The organism is Pseudomonas sp. ef1 (assembly GCF_007293365.2).
GTDB classification, from domain to species: Bacteria; Pseudomonadota; Gammaproteobacteria; order Pseudomonadales; family Pseudomonadaceae; genus Aquipseudomonas; species Aquipseudomonas siliginis.
In genome coordinates, this window is sequence record NZ_CM129815.1 from 2,334,646 (window position 1) to 2,359,907 (window position 25,262).

26 protein-coding genes are annotated in these 25,262 nt (G+C 59.5%); 5 read left to right on the top strand and 21 right to left on the bottom strand.

All coding sequences use genetic code 11. The features are described from left to right. Window positions 1-248 precede the first annotated feature (248 nt). Both dcd and FEE99_RS10545 read left to right on the top strand, forming a co-directional pair. Window positions 249-815 (top strand): dCTP deaminase, encoded by a 567-nt coding sequence (gene dcd / locus FEE99_RS10540; protein ID WP_007940589.1) that lies wholly within the window; start codon window positions 249-251, stop codon window positions 813-815. 107 nt (window positions 816-922) lie between these two features. Next, a complete protein-coding gene (locus FEE99_RS10545) occupies window positions 923-1,132 on the top strand; it encodes a hypothetical protein (protein ID WP_016771389.1) in 210 nt (69 codons plus the stop codon). A 44-nt stretch (window positions 1,133-1,176) separates the two neighbouring features. Here FEE99_RS10545 and pdeM read toward each other — a convergent pair whose 3' ends face one another. From pdeM to FEE99_RS10595, 10 genes are all read right to left on the bottom strand, one after another. Continuing rightward, window positions 1,177-1,830 carry a ligase-associated DNA damage response endonuclease PdeM gene (gene pdeM, locus FEE99_RS10550; RefSeq protein ID WP_310214578.1) on the bottom strand — a complete coding sequence of 218 codons (654 nt, stop codon included), beginning with the start codon at window positions 1,828-1,830 and terminating at the stop codon, window positions 1,177-1,179. Then, a complete protein-coding gene (locus FEE99_RS10555) occupies window positions 1,827-4,316 on the bottom strand; it encodes a ligase-associated DNA damage response DEXH box helicase (RefSeq protein WP_041478067.1) in 2,490 nt (829 codons plus the stop codon). The genes pdeM and FEE99_RS10555 overlap by 4 nt, the downstream gene beginning before the upstream one ends. 182 nt (window positions 4,317-4,498) lie before the next feature. After that, entirely contained in the window at window positions 4,499-5,263 is a 765-nt protein-coding gene (locus tag FEE99_RS10560; RefSeq protein WP_041478066.1) for an ABC transporter ATP-binding protein, read from the bottom strand. Between the two features lie 12 nt (window positions 5,264-5,275). Continuing rightward, window positions 5,276-6,394, bottom strand: coding sequence for a succinylglutamate desuccinylase/aspartoacylase family protein (locus tag FEE99_RS10565; protein ID WP_041478065.1), 1,119 nt, complete (start codon window positions 6,392-6,394; stop codon window positions 5,276-5,278). 28 nt (window positions 6,395-6,422) lie between these two features. Then, window positions 6,423-7,133, bottom strand: a complete 711-nt coding sequence (locus FEE99_RS10570; RefSeq protein WP_041478064.1) for an ABC transporter permease — start codon at window positions 7,131-7,133, stop codon at window positions 6,423-6,425. Then, entirely contained in the window at window positions 7,130-7,858 is a 729-nt protein-coding gene (locus FEE99_RS10575; RefSeq protein ID WP_016771383.1) for an ABC transporter permease, read from the bottom strand. Before FEE99_RS10575 ends, FEE99_RS10570 begins: the two co-directional genes overlap by 4 nt. 56 nt (window positions 7,859-7,914) lie before the next feature. Next, window positions 7,915-8,697, bottom strand: coding sequence for a transporter substrate-binding domain-containing protein (locus FEE99_RS10580; RefSeq protein WP_041478063.1), 783 nt, complete (start codon window positions 8,695-8,697; stop codon window positions 7,915-7,917). 370 nt (window positions 8,698-9,067) lie between these two features. Next, on the bottom strand, window positions 9,068-10,756 hold the full coding sequence (locus FEE99_RS10585; RefSeq protein WP_041478062.1) for an ATP-dependent DNA ligase: 1,689 nt from the start codon (window positions 10,754-10,756) through the stop codon (window positions 9,068-9,070). Continuing rightward, window positions 10,753-11,787, bottom strand: a complete 1,035-nt coding sequence (locus tag FEE99_RS10590; protein ID WP_041478061.1) for a ligase-associated DNA damage response exonuclease — start codon at window positions 11,785-11,787, stop codon at window positions 10,753-10,755. Before FEE99_RS10590 ends, FEE99_RS10585 begins: the two co-directional genes overlap by 4 nt. A gap of 189 nt (window positions 11,788-11,976) precedes the next feature. Then, window positions 11,977-14,427 carry a penicillin acylase family protein gene (locus tag FEE99_RS10595; RefSeq protein ID WP_041478060.1) on the bottom strand — a complete coding sequence of 817 codons (2,451 nt, stop codon included), beginning with the start codon at window positions 14,425-14,427 and terminating at the stop codon, window positions 11,977-11,979. Window positions 14,428-14,628: 201 nt separating this feature from the next. On the opposite strand from FEE99_RS10595, the gene FEE99_RS10600 reads away from it, so the two are divergent. Continuing rightward, window positions 14,629-15,186, top strand: a complete 558-nt coding sequence (locus tag FEE99_RS10600; RefSeq protein WP_041478059.1) for a cysteine hydrolase family protein — start codon at window positions 14,629-14,631, stop codon at window positions 15,184-15,186. A 201-nt stretch (window positions 15,187-15,387) separates the two neighbouring features. Here the strand turns inward: FEE99_RS10600 and FEE99_RS10605 are convergent, their stop codons facing one another. The 11 genes from FEE99_RS10605 to FEE99_RS10655 all read right to left on the bottom strand — a co-directional run bounded on the left by FEE99_RS10605 (window position 15,388) and on the right by FEE99_RS10655 (window position 23,502). Then, window positions 15,388-15,591, bottom strand: coding sequence for an SEC-C metal-binding domain-containing protein (locus FEE99_RS10605; RefSeq protein WP_003198420.1), 204 nt, complete (start codon window positions 15,589-15,591; stop codon window positions 15,388-15,390). A 5-nt stretch (window positions 15,592-15,596) separates the two neighbouring features. After that, the gene (locus FEE99_RS10610) at window positions 15,597-16,082 is read right to left on the bottom strand and encodes an LEA type 2 family protein (RefSeq protein ID WP_024011906.1); all 486 of its coding nucleotides are present in this window, start codon (window positions 16,080-16,082) and stop codon (window positions 15,597-15,599) included. A 121-nt stretch (window positions 16,083-16,203) separates the two neighbouring features. Next, window positions 16,204-16,680 (bottom strand): YchJ family protein, encoded by a 477-nt coding sequence (locus FEE99_RS10615; RefSeq protein ID WP_041478058.1) that lies wholly within the window; start codon window positions 16,678-16,680, stop codon window positions 16,204-16,206. 672 nt (window positions 16,681-17,352) lie between these two features. Further along, a complete protein-coding gene (locus FEE99_RS10620; RefSeq protein WP_016488749.1) occupies window positions 17,353-17,817 on the bottom strand; it encodes a Rha family transcriptional regulator in 465 nt (154 codons plus the stop codon). A gap of 304 nt (window positions 17,818-18,121) precedes the next feature. Further along, window positions 18,122-19,132, bottom strand: a complete 1,011-nt coding sequence (locus tag FEE99_RS10625; protein ID WP_041478056.1) for a hypothetical protein — start codon at window positions 19,130-19,132, stop codon at window positions 18,122-18,124. Window positions 19,133-19,176: 44 nt separating this feature from the next. Further along, window positions 19,177-19,572 carry a hypothetical protein gene (locus tag FEE99_RS10630; protein WP_041478055.1) on the bottom strand — a complete coding sequence of 132 codons (396 nt, stop codon included), beginning with the start codon at window positions 19,570-19,572 and terminating at the stop codon, window positions 19,177-19,179. Between the two features lie 283 nt (window positions 19,573-19,855). Further along, on the bottom strand, window positions 19,856-20,179 hold the full coding sequence (locus FEE99_RS10635; protein ID WP_041478054.1) for a hypothetical protein: 324 nt from the start codon (window positions 20,177-20,179) through the stop codon (window positions 19,856-19,858). Between the two features lie 141 nt (window positions 20,180-20,320). Beyond that, entirely contained in the window at window positions 20,321-20,947 is a 627-nt protein-coding gene (locus FEE99_RS10640; RefSeq protein WP_041478053.1) for a hypothetical protein, read from the bottom strand. Between the two features lie 101 nt (window positions 20,948-21,048). After that, window positions 21,049-21,453 carry a hypothetical protein gene (locus tag FEE99_RS10645; protein ID WP_041478052.1) on the bottom strand — a complete coding sequence of 135 codons (405 nt, stop codon included), beginning with the start codon at window positions 21,451-21,453 and terminating at the stop codon, window positions 21,049-21,051. Between the two features lie 49 nt (window positions 21,454-21,502). Next, the gene (locus tag FEE99_RS10650) at window positions 21,503-22,777 is read right to left on the bottom strand and encodes a site-specific integrase (protein WP_041478051.1); all 1,275 of its coding nucleotides are present in this window, start codon (window positions 22,775-22,777) and stop codon (window positions 21,503-21,505) included. A 227-nt stretch (window positions 22,778-23,004) separates the two neighbouring features. Then, on the bottom strand, window positions 23,005-23,502 hold the full coding sequence (locus FEE99_RS10655) for a DUF6231 family protein (RefSeq protein WP_041478050.1): 498 nt from the start codon (window positions 23,500-23,502) through the stop codon (window positions 23,005-23,007). 199 nt (window positions 23,503-23,701) lie between these two features. On the opposite strand from FEE99_RS10655, the gene FEE99_RS10660 reads away from it, so the two are divergent. Then, window positions 23,702-24,397 carry an OmpA family protein gene (locus FEE99_RS10660; protein ID WP_041478049.1) on the top strand — a complete coding sequence of 232 codons (696 nt, stop codon included), beginning with the start codon at window positions 23,702-23,704 and terminating at the stop codon, window positions 24,395-24,397. Window positions 24,398-24,487: 90 nt separating this feature from the next. Further along, the gene (locus FEE99_RS10665; RefSeq protein WP_041478048.1) at window positions 24,488-25,210 is read left to right on the top strand and encodes an OmpA family protein; all 723 of its coding nucleotides are present in this window, start codon (window positions 24,488-24,490) and stop codon (window positions 25,208-25,210) included. Window positions 25,211-25,262 lie beyond the last annotated feature (52 nt).

Genomic DNA, 25,262 nt, shown 5'->3' on the forward strand with positions numbered 1-25,262 from the left:
ATATCGTGTAGAGATTCTCAGTGACACAAGCAACACAGTGACGCCACCTTAACCCTTTTTCCGGAACGTGCCAATGTTTCTTGCAAAGGATTCTGTGTTTTAGGGATCGGCGGTGCGACGGTTCGTCGCCACATCGCGTAAATACGGGGTGTTCGCCGAGAATTGCGTTGCGCACTTTGATCGCGGCGACGCGCCCGGTAAGATGCCGGACAGAATTTTTCCACCTCGCTATTCAGGACAAACCCGCCATGAGCATCAAATCGGACAAGTGGATTCGCCGCATGGCGCAGGAACACGGCATGATCGAACCGTTCGTCGAGCGCCAGATGCGCGGCAGCGACGACAGCCGGGTGATTTCCTACGGCGTGTCGAGCTACGGCTACGACGTGCGTTGCACTAACCACTTCAAGGTGTTCACCAACATCAACTCGGCCATTGTCGACCCGAAGAACTTCGACGCCGGCAGCTTCGTCGACATCCACAGCGACGTCTGCATCATTCCGCCGAACTCCTTCGCCCTGGCCAGCACCGTCGAATACTTCCGCATTCCGCGCAACGTGCTGACCATCTGCCTGGGTAAAAGCACCTACGCGCGTTGCGGCATCATCGTCAACGTCACTCCACTCGAGCCTGAGTGGGAAGGTCACGTGACCCTGGAATTCTCCAATACCACCAACCTGCCGGCGAAAATCTACGCCAACGAAGGTGTGGCGCAGATGCTCTTCCTCGAATCCGATGAAGAATGTGAAGTTTCCTACAAGGATCGCGGCGGCAAATACCAGGGCCAGCGTGGCGTGACCTTGCCGCGTACCTGATCGACCATCCGACGGATGTCGGGAATTCTTTGGCGGGCAGACACTCTATGGGGTGTACTGCCCGTTTTTGTTACACACAGATTCGGGCCTTCACTGAGGAGTGCCCTATGAAGATCGACCCGCGAATCAGCGCTGAACTGGCAAGGCTTGAGCCCAATCAGATAGGCGTTCTGGCCTGGTCGTTACTGGCGAATCCGTCTTTGAGCCTGTCCGGCGGCGTGCCCGGCCAGCCCGATCCCGATACTCCCAACGAACAACCGACCGAACCAGGCGAACCGACGCTGCCGGACGAGCCGCCTCCGGCGCCTGTGGCCTGATCCACTGTCATGAATATGGCCCGTCAGTCTGATCGATTTGCGATCTAGCTGATGGGCCATATTTCGTTGTCGCCGATCACGAAGACTTTGCAGCTGTCGTCGCGCTCGACCTGATAGCCGCCGGTGAACGCACCGAATGCCGGCATCAGGCTGATGCGCTCACCGAGTCTGAAACAGGCCAGGCGCAGGCTCTGCCGACCTTTGCCGTGCAATCGATAAACCGGATGCACATGGCCCGCGAGCACGTGCCGTTCCGGATGCGGATCGGGCTCATGCTGCAGGGCGAATGGTCCTAGTAACAGCGGCTCTGGTACCACGCGAATATTCAGCGAGGCTGGTGGGTCGCCTGCGCGTTTATCGTGGTTGCCGCGAATCAGTGTCATCGGCAGGTCAGCGTGCCGTGCACGCCACTCTGCCAGCGCATTAAGTGTGGTGGGGACATGGGAGCCAGGCCCATGCAGGAAGTCCCCAAGGAAAATCAACTGGCGACACGGCAACCGCGCCAGCAACGCGTCGATTACCTCGATGTTGCTCGCTGTCGTGCCATGCGGCACCGGCTGGCCGAGGCTGCGATAGGCCGCCGCTTTACCGAAATGCACATCGGCGATCAGCAATGCTTCCTGCGCTGGCCAGTACAGCGCTTTCTCCGGCAGCAGCCACAACTCCTCACCGGCCAAACGCACCGGGTACGCACTCACGACGATTTCCCGTTATCAGCGGTTTTTTCCAGGTCACCGACCATTCTTCTAATCCTGTCAGCCAGTTTTTCCGAACTCATGCTCTCGCGCATCCGCTCCACCAGCAGCGGAAAGCCCAACGGTGTAGGACGTTTAACCTGATGCACGTCCAGTTTCATCTGATTGATGCGCTCCAGTGTCTGTTCCAGGCGGCGAATATCCAGCTCTTCGCGTAGGACTTCTTCCCCAGCCTGGGCTAGCAGCAGGTTGTCGGCGTCATATTGTTTGAACACTTGGAAAAACAAGCCACTCGACGCCTGCACCTGGCGGGTGCTTTTTGGTGCGCCCGGATACCCGGCGAACACCAGCCCGGCGATCCGCGCGATTTCGCGGAAGCGGCGCAACGCCAGTTCACCGGCATTGAGACTGGCGAGCACGTCCAGCAACAAGTCATCGGCATTGAACAGGTGAGCGTCGAGATGCGTGGCCCAATCCACCGGCGTGGCGCTGAGCAGTTCCAGGCCGTAATCATTCACGGCAATCGAGAAGGTCACCGGCTGGCGCTGACTGACACGCCATGCCAGCAGGCTCGCCAGTCCCAGATGCACCTGCCGCCCGGCAAACGGATAAAGGAAAAGGTGCCAGCCTTCGCGGGATTTCAGCACCTCGGCCAGCAGATTCTCCGTGGTGGGCAAACCGGACCAGCGTATCTGCGTCTCCAGCAGCGGACGCAGCGCGTGCATTTCCGGGCCTTTGAACTGACCTTGAGCAGCGGCGCTGAAGCGCGTGACCACCGCTTCGGCCAGTTCGTTGGATAATTGCATGCGTCCGCCATTCCAGCGCGGCACGGCAGCCTTTTTCGCGGTACTGCGTTTGACGTAGGCGGTCATGTTTTCCACCCTCACCAGTTCCAGCAAGCGGCCGGCGAAGAGGAAACCATCGCCGGGTTTCAGGCGCGCGATAAAACCTTCCTCGACGCTGCCCAGCTGTTTGCCGCCGCCGCCCTTGCTCCAGAATTTCAGGTTGATGCTCGCGTCGCTGACGATGGTGCCGATGCTCATGCGATGGCGCCGCGCCAGACGCGCATCCGGCACACGCCAGACGCCGTGTTCGTCCGGCTCGACCCGGCGGTAATCCGGATACGCTGTAAGAGACATCCCGCCATGGCGTACGAACGCCAGCGCCCAGGCCCAGTCTGCCGCTGTCAGGTCGCGATAGGCCCAGGCGCCTCGGACTTCTTCGTACAAGTCTCCAGGAATAAAGCCACCGCCAAGGGCCATGCTGACCAAATGCTGGACCAGCACATCCAGCGGCTTGAGCGGTGACAGGCGCGGCTCGATGCGCCGTTGCTCGACGGCATCGCGTGTGGCAACCGCTTCGATCAGTTCCAGGCTGTGGGTCGGCACCAGCGTCACCCGCGAGGTGCGCCCCGGTGCGTGGCCGGAGCGCCCGGCACGTTGCATCAAGCGCGCAACGCCTTTGGCCGAGCCGATCTGCAGCACGCGTTCGACCGGCAGGAAATCTACGCCCAGATCCAGGCTCGAGGTGCACACCACCGCTTTCAACTGGCCATTCTTCAACGCCTGCTCGACCCAGTCGCGGGTATCGCGTGACAGTGAGCTGTGATGCAGCGCGATCAACCCGGCCCAGTCCGGCCGCGCTTCCAGCAGCGCCTGATACCAGATCTCCGATTGCGCGCGGGTGTTGGTGAACACCAGGCTGCTGGCGCAGGCATCAAGTTCGGCGACCACTTGCGGCAGCATCTTCAGACCGATGTGGCCGGCCCAGGGAAAACGCTCGATGGCCGGTGGCAGCAGGGTGTCGACTTGCAGGGTTTTTTCGCTTTTGCCTTGGACACTGACGCCGCCGCCCTGTGGGATCAGCACTTGCTCGGCGTGGGATTGATTACCGAGGGTGGCGGATACCCCCCAGACAATCAGTTCCGGCTGCCAATGACGCAGGCGGGCGAGGGCCAGTTGCAATTGCACGCCGCGTTTGTTGCCGAGCAATTCGTGCCATTCATCCACGACGATCATGCGCAGGGTCGACAACGCCGTGCGCGCATCGGCGCGGGCGAGTAGCAGAGTGAGGCTTTCCGGGGTGGTGATCAGCGTCGTTGGCAAACGCCTGCCCTGACGAGCGCGTTCGCTGCTGCTGGTGTCGCCGGTGCGCAGGCCGATCGACCACGGAATCTGTAAATCATCCACCGGAATCTGCAACGCGCGGGCGGTATCGGCGGCGAGGGCGCGCATCGGCGTGATCCACAGCACCGTCAGCGGTTCGGCCGGCGGTTTGCGTTTGCGCGGTGTAGCCACGGGCGGTTGCTGGCGGGCGAAGCGGTTGAGCGCAGCAAACCATACCGCATAAGTTTTGCCGGCGCCGGTGCTGGCGTGGAGCAACCCGGATTCGCCGTTTTTCACCGCCGCCCACACCTGTGTCTGAAAGGCGAACGGCTTCCAGTCGCGGGCGCTGAACCAGGTTTTTGCAAAGTCGGGGGATTTCGCCATGCCGGCTGCGTGCGCTCTGGAGGTGTTGTTTCAGAGACCACAGCAACAGACCAAAGGTTTAAAACAACGCGATTCCCTTGTAGGAGCTGACGAGTGATACGAGGCTGCGATCTTTTGATCTTTGAAGCAGAGTCAAAAGATCGCAGCCTTCGGCAGCTCCTACAGGAGAATTGTGTACGGTGTTATTTAAGATTGCCGCTGAGGAATTGCTTCAGCCGTTCGCTTTTCGGATTGCCCAGCACGTCTTCAGGTGCACCTTCTTCCTCCACCAGACCCTGATGCAGAAACAGCACCTGATTCGACACCTTGCGCGCAAAACTCATTTCGTGGGTGACCATGATCATCGTCCGGCCTTCCTCGGCCAGACCCTGAATCACTTTCAGCACTTCGCCGACCAGTTCCGGGTCGAGTGCCGAGGTCGGTTCGTCGAACAGCATCACTTCCGGCTCCATCGCCAGTGCCCGGGCGATCGCCACGCGCTGTTGCTGGCCGCCGGACAGAAACGCCGGGTATTGATCGGCGACCCGCGCCGGCAAGCCGACTTTGTCCAGATAACGTCGGGCGCGATCCTCGGCTTCCTGTTTGCTGCAGCCCAGCACCCGGCGCGGGGCCATGGTGATGTTTTCCAGCACGGTCATGTGGCTCCACAGGTTGAAATGCTGGAACACCATCGCCAGCCGCGTGCGCAGGCGTTGCAGTTCATCGGCGTCGGCAACGTGCATGCCGTGGCGGTCGGTGACCATGCGGATCGCCTGGCCATCGAGGCTCATGGCGCCGTCATTCGGTTGTTCAAGGAAATTGATGCAGCGCAAAAAGGTGCTTTTGCCCGAGCCGCTGGCGCCGATCAGGCTGATCACGTCGCCGGTTTTGGCCTTGAGCGAAACGCCTTTGAGCACCTGATGATCGCCATAGCTTTTGTGCAGGCCTTCAACGGTCAGTTTGTACATGGACGAGCATCCTCAAGGCGAAAGTAGGTAGCCGCTGCGATAGGCCTGGGCGCCCGCGACGTGGGCGATGACCATGCCGGCAGTGGCCATGCGCCGCAGCGAGCGCGCATACAGCAGGCCGGCGGCGGTGCAATGAATGGGGGTGACCTTGTCGTGGACCGGGTCGATGATTTCGGCGATCTGCTGGCCGGCTTCCAGGTATTGGCCGGGCGTGGCGCAGTACACCAGCAGGCCGCCGACTGGTGTGGTCACCGGTTCGACCCCGGCCAGCGGCGTGGCCGGGTACGGCAGTGGCGGTTGCGGCTTGGTCTCGCCGACGATGGCATCGAACTGGATCAGATAGTCGATCAGCGCCTGACAATCGCGGCTGGCCAGCGGGTGATTGACGTCGCCCTGGCCGCGCAATTCGACGGTCACCGAGAAGCTGCCCAGCGGAATCTCGAACTGTTCGCCGAAGCGTTCGCGTAGTTGCCACCAGAGCAGGGTGAAGCACTCGTCGAACGACTGCCCGCCAGAGTCTGTAGCAAGCAGGCTGGCCTGCGCTTCCATGTAGCGCGCCAAGGGCTCGACCTGCGGCCACGCCTCGGGCGTGGTGTACAGGTGCACCACCGATTCGAAGTCGCAGTGCAAGTCCAGCACCATGTCGGCATCGCAGGCCAGGCGTTGCAGGGTCAGACGCTGGGATTGCAGTTGTGTGGTCGGCTTCTGACGGTCGAGGGCGTTGCGCAGGCTGGCGCGGATCAGTTCGAGGTTGTGCTGCGCGTCGTCGTTGAGTTGGCCTTCGATGGCGTTGCCGATTTCTTCGCTGAGGTCGACGAACCAGCGATTGAAGTTCTGCCCGCTCTCCAGGTCGTAACGGCCCAGCGGCACGTCCATCAGCACTTGTTCGAGGCCGACCGGGTTGGCCACCGGCACCAGGACGATTTCGCTGCGCAGGCGGCCGGCAGCTTCCAGTTCGGCCAGACGCTGTTTCAGGTGCCAGGCGACCAGCATGCCCGGCAGTTCGTCAGCGTGCAGCGACGCCTGGATGTAAACCTTGCCCTTGGCCTGCGGTGGGCCGAAGTGGAAGCTGTGAATCTGCCGTGCGGTCCCCGGCAGCGGGGCCAGCAAGTCATGGATCTGGTGGCGCATTGTTTTCTCTTTATTTTTGAAACCAGTGCTAGTGAGTCGGCCCGAGGAAGGCCAGCCAGCGGCGTTCGGCGAGGCGGAACAGACCGACCAGCGCAAAAGTAATGGTGAGGTAGATCAGCGCGGCGATGCCGAATGACTGGAAGGTCAGGAAGGTCGCCGAGTTGGCATCCCGCGCGACTTTCAGAATATCGGGAATGGTCGCGGTGAACGCCACGGTCGTCGAGTGCAGCATCAGGATCACTTCGTTGCTGTAGTAAGGCAACGAGCGGCGCAATGCCGACGGCATGATCACGTAGGCATACAGCTTCCAGCCGGTCAGGCCATAAGCCTTGGCCGCTTCGACTTCGCCGTGGTTCATGCTGCGAATCGCCCCGGCAAAAATCTCCGTGGTGTACGCGCAGGTGTTGAGGGCGAAAGCGAGGATCGTGCAGTTCATCGCGTCGCGAAAGAAACTGTCGAGGATCGGCTGCTCGCGCACGGCGGCGAGGCTGTAAATGCCGGTGTAGCAGATCAGCAGCTGGATATACAGCGGCGTGCCACGGAACAGGTAGGTGTAGAACTGCACCGGCCAGCGGACGTAGAAGTGCGGCGAGACGCGGGCAATCGACAGCGGAATCGAGACGATGAAGCCGATGCAGATCGAGGCGGTCAGCAGCCACATCGTCATCGCCAGCCCGGTGATGTTCTGGCCGTCGGTATAAAGGAAGGCGCGCCAATATTCCTGGAGAAGTTCGATCATCGTACGGCCTCCCGGGCACCGGCGGCGTAGCGGCGTTCGAGCCAGCGCAGGATGAAGTTCGAAGCACTGGTGATCAGCAGATAAATCAAGGCGGCGAGGACCAGAAAGTAGAACAGTTGATAGGTGCTTTTACCGGCGTCCTGGGCAGCCTTGACCAGATCGGCGAGGCCAATGATCGACACCAGCGCGGTGGCCTTGAGCATGACCATCCAATTGTTACCGATGCCCGGCAACGCGAAGCGCATCATTTGCGGAAACACCACGAAGCGAAAACGCTGGCCACGTTTGAGGCCATACGCGGTGGCGGCTTCGACCTGACCACGCGGCACCGCGAGAATGGCGCCACGGAAGGTCTCGGTGAAATAGGCGCCATAAATGAAGCCCAGCGTCAGCACGCCGGCGCTGAACGGGTCGATTTCAATATATTCCCATTCCATGTAGTCGGTCAGCGACGTCAACCAGGTTTGCAGGCTGTAGAAGATCAACAGCATCAGCACCAGATCCGGCACGCCGCGAATCAGCGTGGTGTAGAGCTGCGCGGGCAGGCGCACCAGTTTGACTTTCGACAGTTTGGCACTGGCGCCGAGCAGGCCGAGCAACACGGCCACCAGCAGCGACATTGCCGATAATTTGATGGTCATCCAGGTGCCTTGCAGCAGCAACGGGCCGAAGCCCTGCAGACTGAACGAGGCCAGCCCCAGATTTTGCAGGAGGGTTTCAAACATAAATCAGCAACCTGAGCGGATGGAAAAGGCGCCCATCGAGGATGGGCGCCGGGGCATTATTTGCCGCTGTACAGATTCAGGTCACCAAAGTGTTTCTTTTGAATCTCGGCGTATTTGCCGTCGTCGTGTAACGCTTTGATACCTTTATCCAAAAGTGCTTTCAGCTCAGTGTTACCTTTCTTGATACCGACAGCGGTTTTGGCTGGCAGCAATTCGCTGTCGACCGGCTGGCTGATTTCATAATCAGCGCCTTTTGGCGACTTCAGAAAGCCCAGTTCGGCTTGCAGCATGTCCTGGATACCGGCGTCGAGACGACCGGAGGTCAGGTCGGAATACACCTGATCCTGGTTCTGATAGGCCTGGGTTTTCACGCCAGCCTTGTCCAGCACGGCTTTGGCGTAGGCTTCCTGAATAGTGCCTTGCTCGTAACCGACGGTTTTGCCCTTGAGCGAAGTGACGTCGGCGGTGATGCCGGAGCCTTTCTTGAACACGTAAGCGGTCGGGCCGGAAAACAGTTCGCTGGAGAAGTCGATGACCTTCTCGCGCGCCGGAGTCACGGTCATCGACGAGATCACGCCATCGAACTTGTTGGCCTTGAGGCCCGGAATCATGCCGTCGAAATCGCTTTCGACCCATTTGCACTTGACCTTCAGTTCGGCGCAGATCGCGTTGCCCAGATCGATATCGAACCCGACCAGGCTGCCATCGGCCGCTTTCGACTCGAACGGTGCGTACGAAGGGTCAACGCCAAAGCGCAGCTCTTTGTATTCCTTGGCCAGCGCGGAGCCGGCGGCCATGCACAACGCCAGTGCAGAAAGGGTCAGCAATGCTTTTTTCATTATTCAATCCCTAAGAACCAATATGAGCGCTTGTGGCGCAGAATTATTGTTACTGCAACGCTTACGACCTATAGAAAGTAGCAATTTCCGAACCAGAGTGCCGAACAGGTGTTTTAAAAGGTTGAGCGGAGAGAGGCAAGGGTAGTTGAATGCACGGAAACGGGCATTGCTGTTTGCATGCACTGTTCCGGTTCAAACGCGTAGCTCAGAGCAGGGAAAAACTGTGGCGAGGGATTTGTCCCCGATCGGCTGCGCAGCAGTCGCAAAAACTTGAGTGCACGATTTCAGGTGGGAATTGCTGGGGGCCGCTGCGCAGCCCAGCGGGGATAAATCCCCTCGCCACAGGGTTCTGCGATGTGTCGAGAATGAATCAGGCCAATAAGTCTTGCAAAGTCGCGAGGCTGTCCGCTTCTTCGACGGTCTTGTCCTTGCGCCAGCGCAGCATGCGCGGGAAACGCACGGCGATGCCGCTCTTGTGCCGGCGCGACAGGGCGATGCCTTCGAAGCCGAGTTCGAACACCAGGCTCGGCTTGACGCTGCTGACCGGGCCGAATTTCTCCACGGTAGTCTTGCGCACGATGCTGTCGACCTGGCGCATCTCTTCATCGGTCAGCCCCGAATAAGCCTTGGCGAACGGTACCAGCGAGCGTTGACTGGATTCCGGCGGGCCGTCCCACACCGCGAAGGTGTAATCGCTGTACAGACTGGCGCGACGACCGTGTCCGCGCTGGGCATAAATCAGTACCGCGTCGACGCTGAACGGGTCGACCTTCCACTTCCACCACACGCCCATGTCCTTGGTCCGGCCGACGCCATAAAGCGATTCGCGCGCCTTGAGCATCATGCCTTCGACGCCGAGTTTGCGTGACGCTTCGCGCTGGCGGCCGAGGTCGAGCCAGTCTTCGCCGGTCAATACGGGGGAGGGCAGCAGTACCGGGCTGTTGCAGCGCGCGATGACTTCCTCGAGTTGCGCCCGCCGCTTGACCTGCGGCTGGTTGCGCCAGTCTTCGCCCTGCCATTCCAGCAGGTCGTAGGCCAGCACCACCACCGGCACTTCTTCGAGAATCTTCTTGTCGAGCGTCTTGCGACCGATGCGTTGTTGCAGCAGGGCGAACGGTTGCACGGCCGGCGGCTCATCGGATTGCGGATCGAAGGCATCTTCGGTGGTCGGATGGGTGCTCTTCCACACGACGATTTCGCCGTCGATCACCGTGCCGTCCGGCAAGCCGTGGACCAGCACATCGAACTCGGGGAAGCGCTCGGTCACCAGTTCCTCGCCGCGCGACCACACCCACAGCTTGCCGTCGCGCTTGACCACTTGCGCGCGAATACCATCCCACTTCCATTCCACCTGCCAGTCGCTGGCCGGGCCGAGCAGCGCTTCGAATTCCTCGACCGGTTGCGCCAAGGCGTGGGCAAGAAAGAACGGGTAGGGCTGGCCGCCGCGCTGGGCATGTTCGTCTGCGGATTCCGGGGCGATGAGTTTCAGGTAACTCGCGGCGTTGGGCCGGTTCGACAGATCGGTGTAACCGACCAGACGCTGAGCCACGCGTTTGCTGTCGAGGCCGGCCATCGACGCCAGGGCGCGCGTGACCAGCAACTTCGACACGCCGACGCGGAAACTGCCGGTGATCAGCTTGATGCACAGCATCAGGCTCGGCCGGTCCAGTTGCGCCCACAACATCGGCAGTTGGCGCGCCAGATATTCCGGGGTTTCACCGCGAAGTGGCAGCAGCTTGTCTTCGATCCATTCGGCTAGACCGGCCTCGGAGCTGTGGGAATTTTCCGGCAGCACCAGAGAAATGGTCTCGGCCAGATCGCCGACGGCCTGATAGCTTTCTTCGAACAGCCATGGCTCCAGTCCCGAAACTTCGACCGCCAGCTCTCGGAGTATGCGCACCGGTACCAGTTGCCGAGGCCGACCACCGGAGAGGAAATACACCGCCCACGCGGCATCTGCTGGCGCGGCCTGTGCGAAGTACACCTGCATCGCCGCCAGCTTGGCGTTGCTCGACGTGGTGGCGTCGAGTTCGGCATATAACTCGGCGAACGCTTTCATGGGGACGTCTCGGCAACGGTGGGTTCGGTGGCGATGTTGTCGTCTTCGTCATCGCCGTATTCAGTGGTGAAGCCTTGTGCATCAAGACCCTGTTCGCGCAGATGACGTACGAGCACGCCGATCGAGCCATGAGTGACCATCACCCGCTCCGCGCCGGTCTGGTTGATCGCCCAGAGCAGGCCGGGCCAGTCGGCGTGGTCGGAGAGGACGAAGCCGCGATCGACGCCGCGCCGCCGCCGGGTCCCGCGCAAGCGCATCCAGCCGCTGGCGAAGGCATCGCTGAAGTCGCCAAAACGGCGCATCCACGTGCTGCCGCCCGCCGATGGCGGAGCAATGACCAGCGCCTGGCGCATGATCGGATCGCTTTTTTTCACGTCGCCTGCGTAAATCGTCGGCGGCAGGTATACGCCGGCATCGCGGTAGACGCGGTTCAACGGTTCGACTGCGCCGTGGCTGAGGATCGGCCCGAGGGTTTCGTCGATGCCGTGGAGGATGCGTTGGGCCTTGCCGAAGGAGTAGCAGAACAGCACGCTGGCCTTGCCGGCGGCGATATTGGCCGCCCACCACTGATTGATCTCGGCGAAGATCTGCGCCTGCGGCTGCCAGCGATAGATCGGCAGGCCGAAGGTCGATTCGGTGATGAACGTGTGGCAGCGCACCGGTTCGAATGGGGCGCACGTGCCATCCGGCTCGACCTTGTAATCCCCCGACGCGACCCAGACTTCGCCGCCGTATTCCAGGCGCACTTGCGCTGAACCGAGGACATGCCCGGCGGGGTGAAAGCTCAGGGTCACGCCGTGATGGGTCAGGCGTTGGCCGTAATCAAGGGTTTGCAACTGGATGTCCTGACCCAGACGCGCGCGCAGAATCCCGGCGCTGGCGCTGCTCGACAGGTAGTGCTGATTACCGGTGCGCGCGTGATCGCCATGGGCATGGGTGATCACCGAACGCTCGACCGGCCGCCACGGATCGATATAGAAATCTCCGGCGGGGCAGTAGAGACCTTCAGGTCGGGCAATAACAAGATCCATGTCGTGACCGGAATGGGGGGCTTGTTAACTATGAGGCGGGCGTGAAGCTGGAAGTTCTATCGACTTTCAAGGGCGATGCAAAGCCAATGTGGGAGCGAGCCTGCTCGCGAAAGCGGTTTACCTGACACATCAATTCTGACTGTGACTCCGTCTTCGCGAGCAAGCTCGCTCCCACAGGGGGAACTGCGTTTACTTGCCGGGGGTGAGGGTCAAGCGGGTCTTGCCATACACCCGATCAAAGTTCTGCGGCTGCATCGGCAGGCCGATGTACTGACCTTTCAGCCACGCATCGATCCCGTTCAGGTAGTTCGGACTCAGCGGGTTGCCCGACTGCCCCGTACCGTTCTGCGCCATCAGTGGCTCGCTCTGGCCGAAGTCGACGATAAAACGCATCGACGGCGCGCGCGTGGTGGCGAAGTCCTGGCCCCAGGCAAACGCCGAGTTGTTCAGCGTGGTGTGATCGCCTCCGGCTGCCAGTGGTCCGCGCACGGTCTGGCCGTTGCTGTTTTTCCACGCATAGCTGTGCAATTTGCCCCACTGCCAGGCGCGATGATCGCCGCCCAACTGGCTGTCACCGGCAGTAATCGCCGCAGCGAGGCTGCGGGCGAGAATCACCGCTTTGTCTTCCTTCTGCGGCGTGCGCAGGTCATCCCAGAACGGACTGTCCTCACGCCCCAGCAGATGATCGGCCTGCGCCGCGTAGGACAGATCGCCATTGGCGACAAAAGCCTTCCACGCCGGGCTCGACTCAGGACCCAGTTCATCGAGGAAGATCTGCTTCATGCTTTGCTGCAGAAACAGTTCATAAATCGCTGCATCCGCCGAGGTCGGGCTGAGCTTGCCGTCGAACGCCATCAAGCGCGTGAAGGCTTCGCGGGCCTTGCTGCGCTCCGCTTCCGGCAGGGCGTCGATCGCCTGTTTCAGCGGTTGCTTCATGCCCGGTGCTTCGAAGACTTTTTTCAGCTTGGCGGCGAACGTGGTGGTCTGGTCGTACTGCATGGCGATCACGCTGCGGCTGTCGTGCTTGCCGCTGCCAGCCATTTCCGCCAGGCGTTCGCCACGCTCCGGTGCCGCCCAGGATTTCGACAGCTGCATGCCGTAGCCGTCGGGAATTACGCGCTGGTTGGCGGTACCGAGCCAGCCTTGTGCCGGGTCCTGATCGTAGGGGTGCAGCATCGGGTCGGCGTAACCGTCCCAGTCGTAGCGACCGTCCCAACCCGGCGAGGGCAGCAGGCCTTCACCTTCGCGACGGTTGGGGAAGCGCCCGGTGACTTGCCAGCCGATATTGCTTGCATCGGCAAAGACCAGATTCAGGGTAATGGCGCGGATTTCACGGCTGGCGTCTGAGGCGCGCTCGACGTTCTGCGCGCGGGTCAGGTCGAAGAAGGCATCCAGGGTTTTGTCGTCGGTGAAGCTTGGCGTCTGTAAAGCGAGACCGAAACCGCTGCCCTGCGCCGCTGCGTGGGCACTGTTGAGCAGCGCGCCGTGGCGGGTTTCGTAAACGGCTTCACGAATCGGCCGCTGGCCTTTGACGAAATAGGTTTCATTGCGCACGCCCAACGGCTGCCATTTGCCGTTGACTTCATAAGTGAGGCTGCTGCCCTGACGGCGGATTTTCTCGAGGAACAGGTCCTGATTGTCGCCGAGCACGCTGGTCATGCTCCACGCCACTTTGCCGTTGAAGCCGCCGAGCACCATCGGCAGACCGGCAACCGTGACGCCGGCTGCCTGATATTTCGGCGCGCGGATCTGCACGAAACTCCACAACGACGGCGCTGCCAGCGGCCCGTGCGCATCGCTGGCCAGCAGGCTCTTGCCGCTGCGGCTGCGTTGCGGGGCGATCGCCCAATTGTTCGCAGTCGGTGTGGCGAGCAGGTTCAGCGCCGACAGTTGCTGGCTGGCGTTGCTCAATTCCGTCAGCCCCGGAATCTGCCCGTTGAGCTTGAGGCCTTGCAGTTTGTCGGCTTCAGCCACTGGCAGGTTTTCATCAGGCGCCGACGGGCTCAGCCAGGCGAGTTTGTCAGTGGTCACGGTTTGCGCGAGCACCAGTGACTGGATTTCCTCCGGCAGGTTGGCCGACTGGCTGAAATTCAGCAGGGCAAAAATCAGCGCCGAATCTTCCGGTTTCCAGTATTCGGGCTTGTAACCGCTGGCGGCGAGGTCGCCCGGCAACTTGTCGGCGTAGCGGAACAGATAAGCGTTGACGCCTCGTGCGTAGACTTCGAAGAAGCGCTTGAGCCGTGGCGACGAGGCCTTGTACAACTCGTCGGCGCTCTTCTTCAGATTGACCGCGCGCATGTAGCGGTCGGCATCAAGCATCGACGCGCCGGACATTTCCGCCAACCGGCCCTGGGCCAACAGGCGCAGGGTGACCATCTGGTTGATGCGGTCGCTGGCGTGGACATAGCCGAGGCTGAACAGCGCGTCATGGAAGCTGTTGCTCTCGATCAACGGCATGCCCATCGCATTGCGCCGCACCGACACGTTCTGCGCCAGGCCCTTGAGCGGTTGCACGCCGGAGGTCGGCGGCAGGCTGTCCTGGGCGTTCCAGGTCTGGCAACCGGACAGGCCGAGGACACCGGCCACTGCTGCGGCAACGCCGAACCGGGGAAGAAAATGTGTAAGGGCTGGCGAGGCCATGGCGAAGCTCCTGCGGGGGTATAAGGCTGGGGGCGCAATAAAGCCGCTACGTTAGTGACGGCGCGAGGGCCGCGCAAGCGGGGCGAGTGGTTATTTATGCAGTTGTCGGCTGATCGGTCAGAGGCGTGACAGTTGCTTGTGGGAAAGCGCTGATGTTGAACTGCGGAATGAGTCCCCAGACCTGTCAGGAGAAAGATCGCTATGGAGCTTCAAAGCAACGCTGCGCTGATCATCATCGACCAGCAGAAAGGCATTCTGCATCCGCGTCTGGGGCGGCGGAATAATCCTCAGGCCGAAGAGCGAATGCTTGAGTTATTGGCGCTGTGGCGCCTGCGCGGGCGCCCGGTGATTCACGTGCAGCACTTGTCGCGCTCACCTGATTCGGTGTTCTGGCCGGAGCAGGACGGAGTGGAGTTTCAAGAGCGTTTTGTCCCTCAGGGCGGGGAATGGCTGATCCAGAAACAGGTGCCGGACGCGTTTTGTGCCAGTGGGCTGGAGGCGCAGTTGCGTGAGGCCGGGATCGGGCAACTGATCATCGTTGGTGTGGCGACCAACAACTCTGTTGAGTCGACGGCGCGCACTGCGGGCAATTTGGGATTCGATACGTTTGTGGCGGAGGATGCGTGCTTTACCTTCGACAAGGCCGATTATTTCGGCAAACCGCGTACCGCTGAAGAGGTGCACGGGATGTCGCTGGGCAATCTGCATGGGGAGTATGCGACGGTGGTCAGTGCTGCCCTGATTCTGACAGTCAACTGATAGACCTGTGGGAGCTGGCTTGCCAGCGATTGCGGTGAATCAGGCGACATCAATGCAGGGATGTGCCGCCCTATCGCTGGCAAGCCAGCTCCCACAGGGGCTGCGCAGGTTCACAAAAATGTGTTGAGTGCAGATCAACTGTGGGAGCGAGCCTGCTCGCGAAAGCGGTGTGTCAGGCGAAGAAGATCTTCGCCCGTGACATCAAGCGCCGTGGCACTTCTTGAATTTCTTGCCGTTGCCGCATGGGCAAGGGTCGTTGCGGCCGACGTCTTTCAGGGCGTTGCGCACCGGTTCCTGGTGGGCGTGGCCGCAGTTCGGGCCGTGGACATGGCCATGGTCGTGATCATGATGGTGGTCATGATCGTGGTTGCAGTCAGGGCCATGGACATGGGGTTGCTGGGTCATCGAGGTCACTCCGGAGTTAGATCGGCGGGGATTATCACGCCATTGCGCTCAAGGTGCACGTAGTGGGCGATGAATAAACCGGTTTCCATTTCCCCCTGCAATCGATAGGGAATCTGCTGGTTCGGATTTTTCAGCAGTTTCACCACCTGTTTGACCTTCGGCCACAGGTTGGTGCGGATCGGCACTTTGAAGTAAGCGCTGCGCTTGGGACCCACGGTAAACCAGTGCTCATGCTCGCCTTCGGTGAGCAGCATGTCGGCCAGGTGAATCCGGTATTCGAGGCCGCGCACGGTCAGGTCGCTGTCGTTGGGATTGTCGACGCGAAAGTGCAGGATGAATTTCTGTTCGAGCAGTTTGGCCCGCACCACCTCGACTTTCACCAGATGCACGGCAGGCTCGACGCTGTCATCGCTGAACCACGAGGCACAGCCGCCGAGGTTTACGATCAGCATCAACAGCAGGAAATGTAATGTGCGCCGACGACCGAGCATGGTTGTACTCCCTTTGTTGCCAGTCTAGACGCTAAAAGATCGCAGCCTTCGGCAGCTCCTGCAGAATGAACGCAAATCCTGTGTAGGAGCTGCCGAAGGCTGCGATCTTTTGATCTTCAGCTCAAGCGCCGAAATAACCCGAACAACACTTCTTGAACTTCTGCCCGCTGCCGCAAGGGCAGCCGTCATTGCGCCCCAGCTTCAGCTGCACCGTGGGATCGATGAAGTACCAGCGCCCGCCGTTCTGCACAAACGAGGAGCGCTCGCGATGGCTGTGCTCGCCCTGGCTGTCATGCCAGCGCGCGGTGAAGGTCACAAAAGCGTGTTCCGGCTGGCCGCCGAACACTTCCGAGCTTTCCACCTCAAGACCAAGCCAGGTGCTTTGCGCGCTCCAGTCGCTGATCGATTGTCGGTTCAGCCCCGCCTGCTGCGCGGGCAGGGTGGTCGCCACCAGATAGTCGATCAGCCCCAGCACATAAGCGCTGTAGCGCGAACGCATCAGGGCTTCGGCACACGGTGCCGGGTGGCCGTCGTGATAAGGGCCGCAGCAGGCATCCAGCAGATTGCCGCTGCCGCAAGGGCAAATGGCTGTACTCATTGCATTACCACCAGTATTTCCCGAAGTTTTCCGGATTGGCCCAGAACTGAGTGGGGTATGGCGGCAGGCCAAGCGTAGCGGGCTTCATAGAGGACCTCAAGGAGTTTGGTGACAAAGCTGGTGACAGTGTTGGTGACAGACAGCAAGACCGCAAGGGTGAATTAACCGGGGTCCTTAACGCGCCCACCGGCACCCATGCGAGGGCCTACGGGGGAGCCAGCGCGGGAAGTCTTGTAATGGTGACCTTTCAGATTTTTCTGTCAGATTCTCAAAGGGCCTTAGGGTGGTCTATGCGACCACAACCAGAACCCCAGTTGCACGGCCAGACAGACCCAGTAGAGGGCCTGTAGGTGGTCCATGGGGTTCTCCTTGAGGGATTAGAGTGACTTGTGAAAGCGAACGTCTGTGAGTTCGTGTTGCAGGGCTACCTCAAGGAGGCGCTCATATGAATGCGGCCAGCTCCCTTGGGATTGGTCGTCAGAGGCGCCTGATTGAAGCAAGGCATAGCATAGCGCCGCATGTGGAGTCAGAGACTCGACAGGCACTTTGGTTACTACCCGTTTACCCTTGTAGGTGTAACACAGCGTGACACTCATGGAGGCGTCTCGTCAGGACAAGTTAGTCATTCAGCATAGCCCGTCACGCTTCGTTTGAGGAAGTGTCATTCAACTCTCAGCGGGCCTTGAGACGCCTTGCAGCGGTCCTGATGTCCCTCATTGCGATTCGATAGTTGTCCTTCTCACGCTCGATCAGGTGGACCACAGCGGCCTGTACCGACACACGTTCAAAGCCTGAGCCTTCCAGTTCAAGCCAGCGCTTGACGATCATATTGGACAGCTTGAAGGAATACCGGGAGAGCAGCGTAAAGGTCAGCTCCTTGTCGAGGATGGTCAGCGGCTGGAAACGACCATAGCCATCTGGTGCCTTGGTCTCGACATACTGACATTGGTCCAAATCTGGGCCGATCTCGTTGAGCATCTTTCGGATGTCCCGAAGGACGTGCTTGTGGTTCTTCCCGGTGATCTCCGCGATCTCCAAGGACGACATACCGGGTAAGCCGTTGAGGGTCGTTGGGGAGACCGCTCCAGTCTTGGAGATTTTCTCGAAGATGGTTGCGGTGCTGTTGATCATGTTCATAGTGTCGATTTCCTTTTGGTAGTGCCCTTCAGGTCGCACCCACAGCCGAGCATCCAGACCCCGACAAAGGGACCCGGCGTGGCATGAAAGGCACTATCAGAAAGACTGGATTGGGTGATGCCCAGCGACGGGCGAATAGGTCTCCCCAGATTTGGGGCGTCCTCTTTAAGGAGAAGCTTCACGAAATTTCGGGAAGGTGGAGCGATATGCAAATCTGCACATCGTCTGATAGTGCCCCTGCCGGTCCCTCTTGGATCGGCCTTACGGGGCTCACAGAGGTGCCCTCAGATCTGAGGAGTCCTCCTTAGGTCAGCTTGATGTTGGTGATCATCGGGAACGCCACCATCTCGGTCTGGAGACCATCGGCGGTCAGCTTCACCTTGACCTTGCCGTTAGCCACGATGTCCACGACTGTCATGATCTCAATGTCCCATGCCTGATGGGCGCCATTGCGGGTCGCTTGGATCTTCCAGACGTTACCGTCGCGGCCTTCGCGGTAGCTCAGCGAGGTAAACATCTTGGGCAACAGGAACAGGCCGAAGTCAGTACCGCTGTAAGGCTGCACAGAGGCGCCGATGAGGTCCTCAATGTCACCCACGCCAGCACGCTGAGCAGCACGCTCAAGCACCGCCACCAGAGACACAGGCAGCAGGACCACAAAGTCAGACAGCGAGGTGCCTACGGTCTGGTTGATGTGGGTCGTCAAGAGGTCAATGAGGTCCTCAGCGATCTCTACAGGCTTGCCGGTTGGCTTAGCCTCAGAGAACACTTCGGTGCTTGGGGCAGTCGAGAGGATGCCAGCGATCTTGCCCGCAGCACTCAGTTCGATATCGCGCAGGATCTTGTCAGCGGTCTGCGCAAGGGAGCCCTCAGTGAAGCCCGCCATGATGTTGTGATCGAGGATGGTTGCACGATGGCTGATTACCAGAGCGGTATCGGTCGCCTCAGTGAAGATGATCGACCCGGCCAGCACTTCGCCTTTCTCGACGGTCTGGTTGTCCCAGTTCTTACGTGGGTCGAACTTAACGGTACGGTCTGCCATGGTGATGATCTGTTGACCAGTGGCCTCAGAGCCAGCCGGGCGGAACTCACAAGGAGTCGCCTCCATGGCAGCTTCACGCCACTCATCGCCGTTCAAATGGTCCTCAGCGGCCTCCACAAGGGCCTGCACATAGACAGAAGGATCAGTAGCCACTTCGGTCTCGCTACGGACATCGGCAGTATTGAAACGGATAGACCCAGCCTCATGACCCGGAGTGTCGTTGAAAACGGCAGTGGTGTAGGTGGACGGCTTGACATATTGATTAGGTTTCATGGGGATTGGTCTCCTGAATTAGATTGAATGAAGGTGGCAAGTTATCAGCCGTTGTTGCGAGAGCGGGCCGCTAAGATCTTCTGAGCGTGCGCACGATGGGCAGCAGCTCGTTCTTCCTTGTCGGCTTTCGCTTGGGCCAGTTCGCGAGGGGTTGGCTCACGGAGTCGCTCAGCGCGCTCATCGGCCTCACGCTGGAGCTTTTCACGCTCAGCCTTTTGGGCCCGCTTGGTCTCGAAGTAAGTCAGAGCGTCCTCTTGGATGGCCTTGAGGGACAGACCGGCTTCGTCGAAAGCCTTGATCACTCCGAACTTAGCGCCGTTGTTCCGGCCACATTGGGCCATCAGCAAGGGCAGCATTACGTTCTCGACGTACTCACGGCTGAGGGTCTGGCCCGACACAGTTACTTCGTTCTTCAGGACTTTGGTGATGGTGATGTTCATGGGTTTGGATCTCCTATAGGCGACCCTTTGATTCGACCTTGGCGCCATAGACGCGCACGACCAGACGGCCAAGGAGGGAGCCTCATGGGCATCTTCCAAGGTCGATCAAAAGGTTCTGGGGTTTGGGTATTGGTGATGCTGGATCACAGGACATGGCAAGCCTGAGAGGGCATCTTTAAGGACAACCGTGGCGACGGTCGTTTGTAGCTGGGAGGGAATCTTTTGCAGGTGATTCGGTGTGGTCCCAATAGTGAGGGGTTTTAACGTCACCTTGACGATGGAGCTAAAGCCTGATCGAAATTGGTTCTTTTCCGGCCATTGGGATGCTCAAAGGCGTCTTGGCGAGAGCTTGAAGGCTGACCCCAAGCGAGACCAGTTCGGAGACCCTTGAGGCCGTCCTTGGGGAGCCTCGAAAGGACACCTCTTTGATCAAAGCGTCAACGTCAAAGCAGACCATTCCATTCTCATAGGTTCTGTAGGTGGCGTGTCGATCATTGAGCAGGTTCTTAACGATGACCAACTGGGGACGTGAAGGCGTGGGGAAGACACGAGACAGGGCAATCAGGTCGTCTTCAGTGAGCGTATCGGTGGCTTGATAGCAGGTCATGTAGGTTCTCCTTAATGATGTCTATGAGATGGATGAAAGGGAGGGGTGATTATTATCACTACCCCTCTCACTCTGAGGCTGGTCGATCAGGTGTCGATAAGCTGAAAGGGTCGTTAAGATTTATCTTTATATTATCCGGCGTTAAGTCGAAGAAGCCCGGAATAGGGCCTCCAAGCCAATCTCAGCACCAATCTCTGCCTTGATCCCAGGATGTCTATCCACATACAAAGCGATCCCATGGGCAGCATGTCGGGCAGCCTTGGCAATGCGCTGGGCGGTCCTCAAGCTGATCTCACTGGTCTTACAGGCTTCCGCTGTGATCTCCGAAAGGAACAGCGCACCGATGACCGCTCGGGCCTTGACGTTTATCTTCCCGTTGGTGACTCCGGCACTGGTGATGATCGACCCAGTAACGATGTCGTCTATCCATGGCAGAGGATCGGGAATCGCAAGGAGGTGCATGTAGGCAGCGACCGGATTCACATAGCTGGTCTTGGGACGCCCACGGCCTCGCTTGGGGGCTTCGATAGGGGGATCGCTGGGCTTGGCTCGGGCTGCCTTTTCGGCTGCCGTTTGGTGGTCCTTAGAGAGGGACTCATCGGCTCGGCGTTCGGCTGCCCATGCTTGATACTGCGCTTCAGGATTTTTGAGTCGGACCATCTCTTTGCGAGTAACGGCCTCGCCAGTGATTGGGTCGATATGAAGGATGTGGCCCGTCTCGTGATCGACGTGGCGGTGCAGCGGTCCCGGTTGGGTAAGTAGGGTCATTGGATCGGTCCTCATGTTGTTGGTCGCAACAGTGAGGGGTTTTAACGACACCGATCCAATGACCAGCAAACACAGCGCTTTATAGCAGCCTTCAGGTTGCCTCAATAGGCTCGCCAGACCTTCGCCACAACATAAAGGATGAACCCTAAGGCCATGAATAGATTCCTGAACGTGTAATTAGACACAGTACGGTTCGCATACTTTTCCGCAAGCTGCTTGCCTCCGAGGTAGGAGACTGGATCACCATCATTACGTCCTTGTAGAAACGTGGTATTGAATTTCAGGACTTGGATCGTATTTTCAATGCGCTTATGAGCGAAAAACGCAGCCAAGCCAAGCACGATAAGGTCGATTAGGAAAAGGGTTTCTGGATTGAGACCGATCTTTCCATATGGGTTGCTTTGCGCGAGATACGCGCATGCTGCTGCTATTGCACCCAATAAGAAATGGTCCGATTTGGATGACGCATCGAGATATGCCTTGTGTAGCTCCGTGACTTGTCCCATTTCTAATCCCTTACAGAGTTTGTGGATGTGGTGATACCGATCATTTTGTTCATATTATCCAGCCACTAAACGCCTTAACGAGCGCCTCATGGAGTGTCCCCACAGGAAGCCTCTGAGACCCCGCATACAGGTCATATGTGATGTTCCCTGCACTGTGTCCAGTGATGCCCTGCGCGATTACCTCAGGGGTCGCAGCGGCCTTCAGAAGACCCGACAACGAGTGTCTCAGGGAGTGAAACGATTGGTCGCCCCCAGAGGCCAGCCCCAGAGGTTCCCTTAGAGCCTCATTGAGCGGCTTGTTGAAATAATGTTCCTTTGCCTTGAACAGACGGCCTTCGTTGGCATTGACCCACTCAAGGAAGGTCTGAAGGGAGAACCCATAGGCCCCATCAACCAGAGGGACTTGTCTCACAGAGAAGCTATTCTTCAGGGTCTTGCCACCGTTCTCATCTTTGTTGATGTCGATAACGGTGATTCCGTCCACCTGCTTGATGTCCTCTTTGTTCAACTGGTAGATCTCGCCAATACGGGCACCTGTAAGAACCCCAAGGGACAACGCCCAGCGCTTCCAGTCGTCAATAGCCAGACCATTCGCGTGATCCATGATTGTGATCACCTGATCCTGAGTCAGGGGCTTGCGAGTGCTCTCAGCGCCTCGCTCAATCTTCAAGCCCTTATCAAAGGAGCGCTCAAGGAAACCGTTATTTACCGCCCAGCTCATCACCGTTGATAGCTGAGTTAGTAGCTTGTTAGATGTCAGAGGTTTGCGACCATCAATGATTTTCTCCTTGAGCGCCACCATATCGGCCCGAGTGTGGGTCTTGAGGTTCAAGTCTCCAAGGAGCCCGCTGAGGGTTCGGCAAGCTGACGTAACTGATTTGTGAGTGGTGGCGGTGACGTTGCCTTTGCGCTCAGCCAGATAGAGCCCTGAGAGGGTCTCAAAGGTTGTCGGCTCGCCAGACGGTAATACAGATAGGGACACAGAAGGGGCTACAGACGTGCCACAAGATAGCTCCCCAATGATCTCCGTGAGGTCCTGCGGGCGACCATCAAGGCGGTCTTGAGCAGCCCTGAGCATACGTTGACCGGTGCCTATGGCTCGTTGTTGACTCGCATTGAACCGACCGGTTGAGGCTGCCTCTGCGAGGTGGTTGCTCATCTGGTCATAGATTTCCATGTAGAGGCCCCGTGAGTCCTCGCTATGGCCCTGTAGCGCGTCCTCAGCGATCTCCTTGAGACGTTCCTTGAGGTCCTCCCACGAAGCCTCAGGGCGGTCGAGGTGGAAGACAGCCAGTGTCTTGAGGATGTCCTTGGAGAACTGCATAGCGGTCGGCCTATCGGTAGATCTGAGAGAGATGGTGAGACTACGGGCGGAACAGCCCCGTGGACGGACCCTCAGGTAGTAGATCCCTGAGCGCCTGTAATGCCAGACAGATAGGTGCTGATCTGGTCTTTGGTGACAAGGCTGGTGACAGGCTGGTGACACTTGGCCCTGCTCGGGCATAGCAATGCTGGTGGTCATGGTGAGGTAAGCCCTTGATATTCATGGGTTTACCACCAGTACTTCCCGAACATTTCCGGGTTGGCCCAGAAGCGTGAATTGAGCCAGTCGGGGACTTGTTTGTAGTCAAGCAGATCGTAGGTGAACAGGGTCAGCACCTGCGCGTCGCGCTGAAAACGCTCGCTGGCCTGCAGTGCCAGCGAATAGAAATCGGTTTCCTGCCAGCCACTGGCGGCCAGATCCGCCAGCACCGCGATGCGACTGGCGTTGAGATTGCGGATGCCGCCCAACAGGTTCAGGCCATCGCGTTTGGGCAAATGTTCCAGGCAATCGACTACCAGCGCCAGATCGAAGCGTTGCGCAGCCAATTCGGCGGGCAACGCGCCGGGCGCGGCATGAGCGACCACGGTGTCTGGATGCGCGTCCTTGAAAGCGCTCAAGGCGGGAAACTCGCTGGCGCCGATCAGCAGCAGTCGGGCCGGGGCGTAGCGATCCAGCAAAGCGGCCAACGCCTGTTGTGGCGTGCGCGAAGAAATGGCGGCGTTCATCGAAGCTCCTCAGTCAGACCGCCAAGACTAGCCTGCCAGATCGCGTCGGCAAAGCGCCCGGTGGCGGCGGTTTTCGCCAAAAGAGGCAAACCCCTGTGAACACGGTCGCAAACAGCGGTGGCCTATTGCTGGCGGAGATTAAAACTCCGGTCTTTACTCCCTGAATCGGTTTTAAGCCGATCCCTCAGGAGAAAACTAGATGAGCATAGTTCGGACAGCATTACCCTTGGTTCTGCTAACCAGTGTGTTGACTGGTTGTGCAGGTTTGCAGAAAACCGACTGGCCGACCTGTGCGGCGGTCGGCGGTGTGGTCGGTGCCGGTCTCGGCGCGACCGAGAGCGCCTCGTGGGCGGGCGGCGGCGCACTGATCGTCGGTGGTATGGCGGCGGCCTATTGCTGGGTGCACGGTGATGGCGATGAAGACGGCGATGGCGTGCCGGACAGTCGCGACAAGTGCCCGGGCACGCCAAAAGGCGTGCAGGTCGATGCTGACGGTTGCCCGCCACCGACGCCTGCGCCAGTGGTCGAAGAAGCGGTTGTGGTCAAGGAAGAAACCATCGTCATTCGTGATGTCCACTTCGAGTTCGACAAAGCCACGCTGACCGGCCCTGACAAGCAAGTACTGGACAAGGTCGCCGATCGCTTGAAACAGGAATCCTCTACCGCGCAACTGACCGTTACCGGTCACACCGACAGTGTCGGCAGCGATGCCTACAACAAGAAACTGTCGGATCGTCGTGCGCACTCGGTGGTGGAATACCTGATCCAGCAGGGCGTGCCGCGTGCCAGCTTCGTTTCGGTGTCGGGCCTTGGTGAAAGCCAGCCTGTGGCTGACAACAAGTCGGCTGATGGTCGTGCACAGAACCGTCGCACCGAAATCAAAATCGTCCGCTAGCCCCTCTCGCATCCGCGGCTTGTGCAGTCGCGGATGCGGGTCTTTACTCCTGTGTAACCGGTATGGGCCGGTACACAGGAGCGTTCACAAATGCGTCTTTTCTCAAGGTCCGTCTTGCCGGTGCTGCTGCTTGGCAGCTTGCTCACCGGTTGTGCCACTCACAGCGATGGCACCGCCCTCCTCAATCAACGTACGTGGCCGATCTGCAGCCTGCTTGGCGGTCTGGTCGGCGGCGGTCTTGGCGCCATTGAAAGCGCCGGCTGGGCCGGCGGCGGCGCGGCATTGGGTATCGTCACCGGCGGGCTGATCTGTTACGCCCAGGATGGCGACGAAGACAGCGACGGCGTCTTCGACCGCCGCGACCGCTGCCCGGACACTCCGGAAAACACCGAAGTCGATCACCGTGGCTGCCCGCTGCCGCAATATCCGGTGGCAGTCAAACCGGTCGAACCGGCGCCGCAATCTGAAGTGATCACCTTGAGCGATGCCGGCAACGTGCTGTTCGATTTCGACAAGTCCGATCTGACCCCGGCGGCCAAAGCCCAGCTCGACACCTTGATGGACAAGCTGCGCAATGCCGATGTGGTCAGCATCAAGGTCATCGGGCACACCGACAGTAAAGGCTCCGACGCCTATAACCAGGCTTTGTCCGAGCGGCGCGCGAGCAGTGTCGCCGCGTATCTGTTGAGTCAGGGGCTGGCGCCGAACAAGCTCACCAGCGAGGGCCGAGGCGAAAGTGAGCCGGTCGCCGATAACGCCAGCGATGAAGGCCGCGCGGAAAATCGCCGGGTCGAGCTGCACATCAATCGTTAGCAACCGTCTGTAGTACGCTGGCTAGAGCTGCCGGGTCGAGATCGTCGCCCCG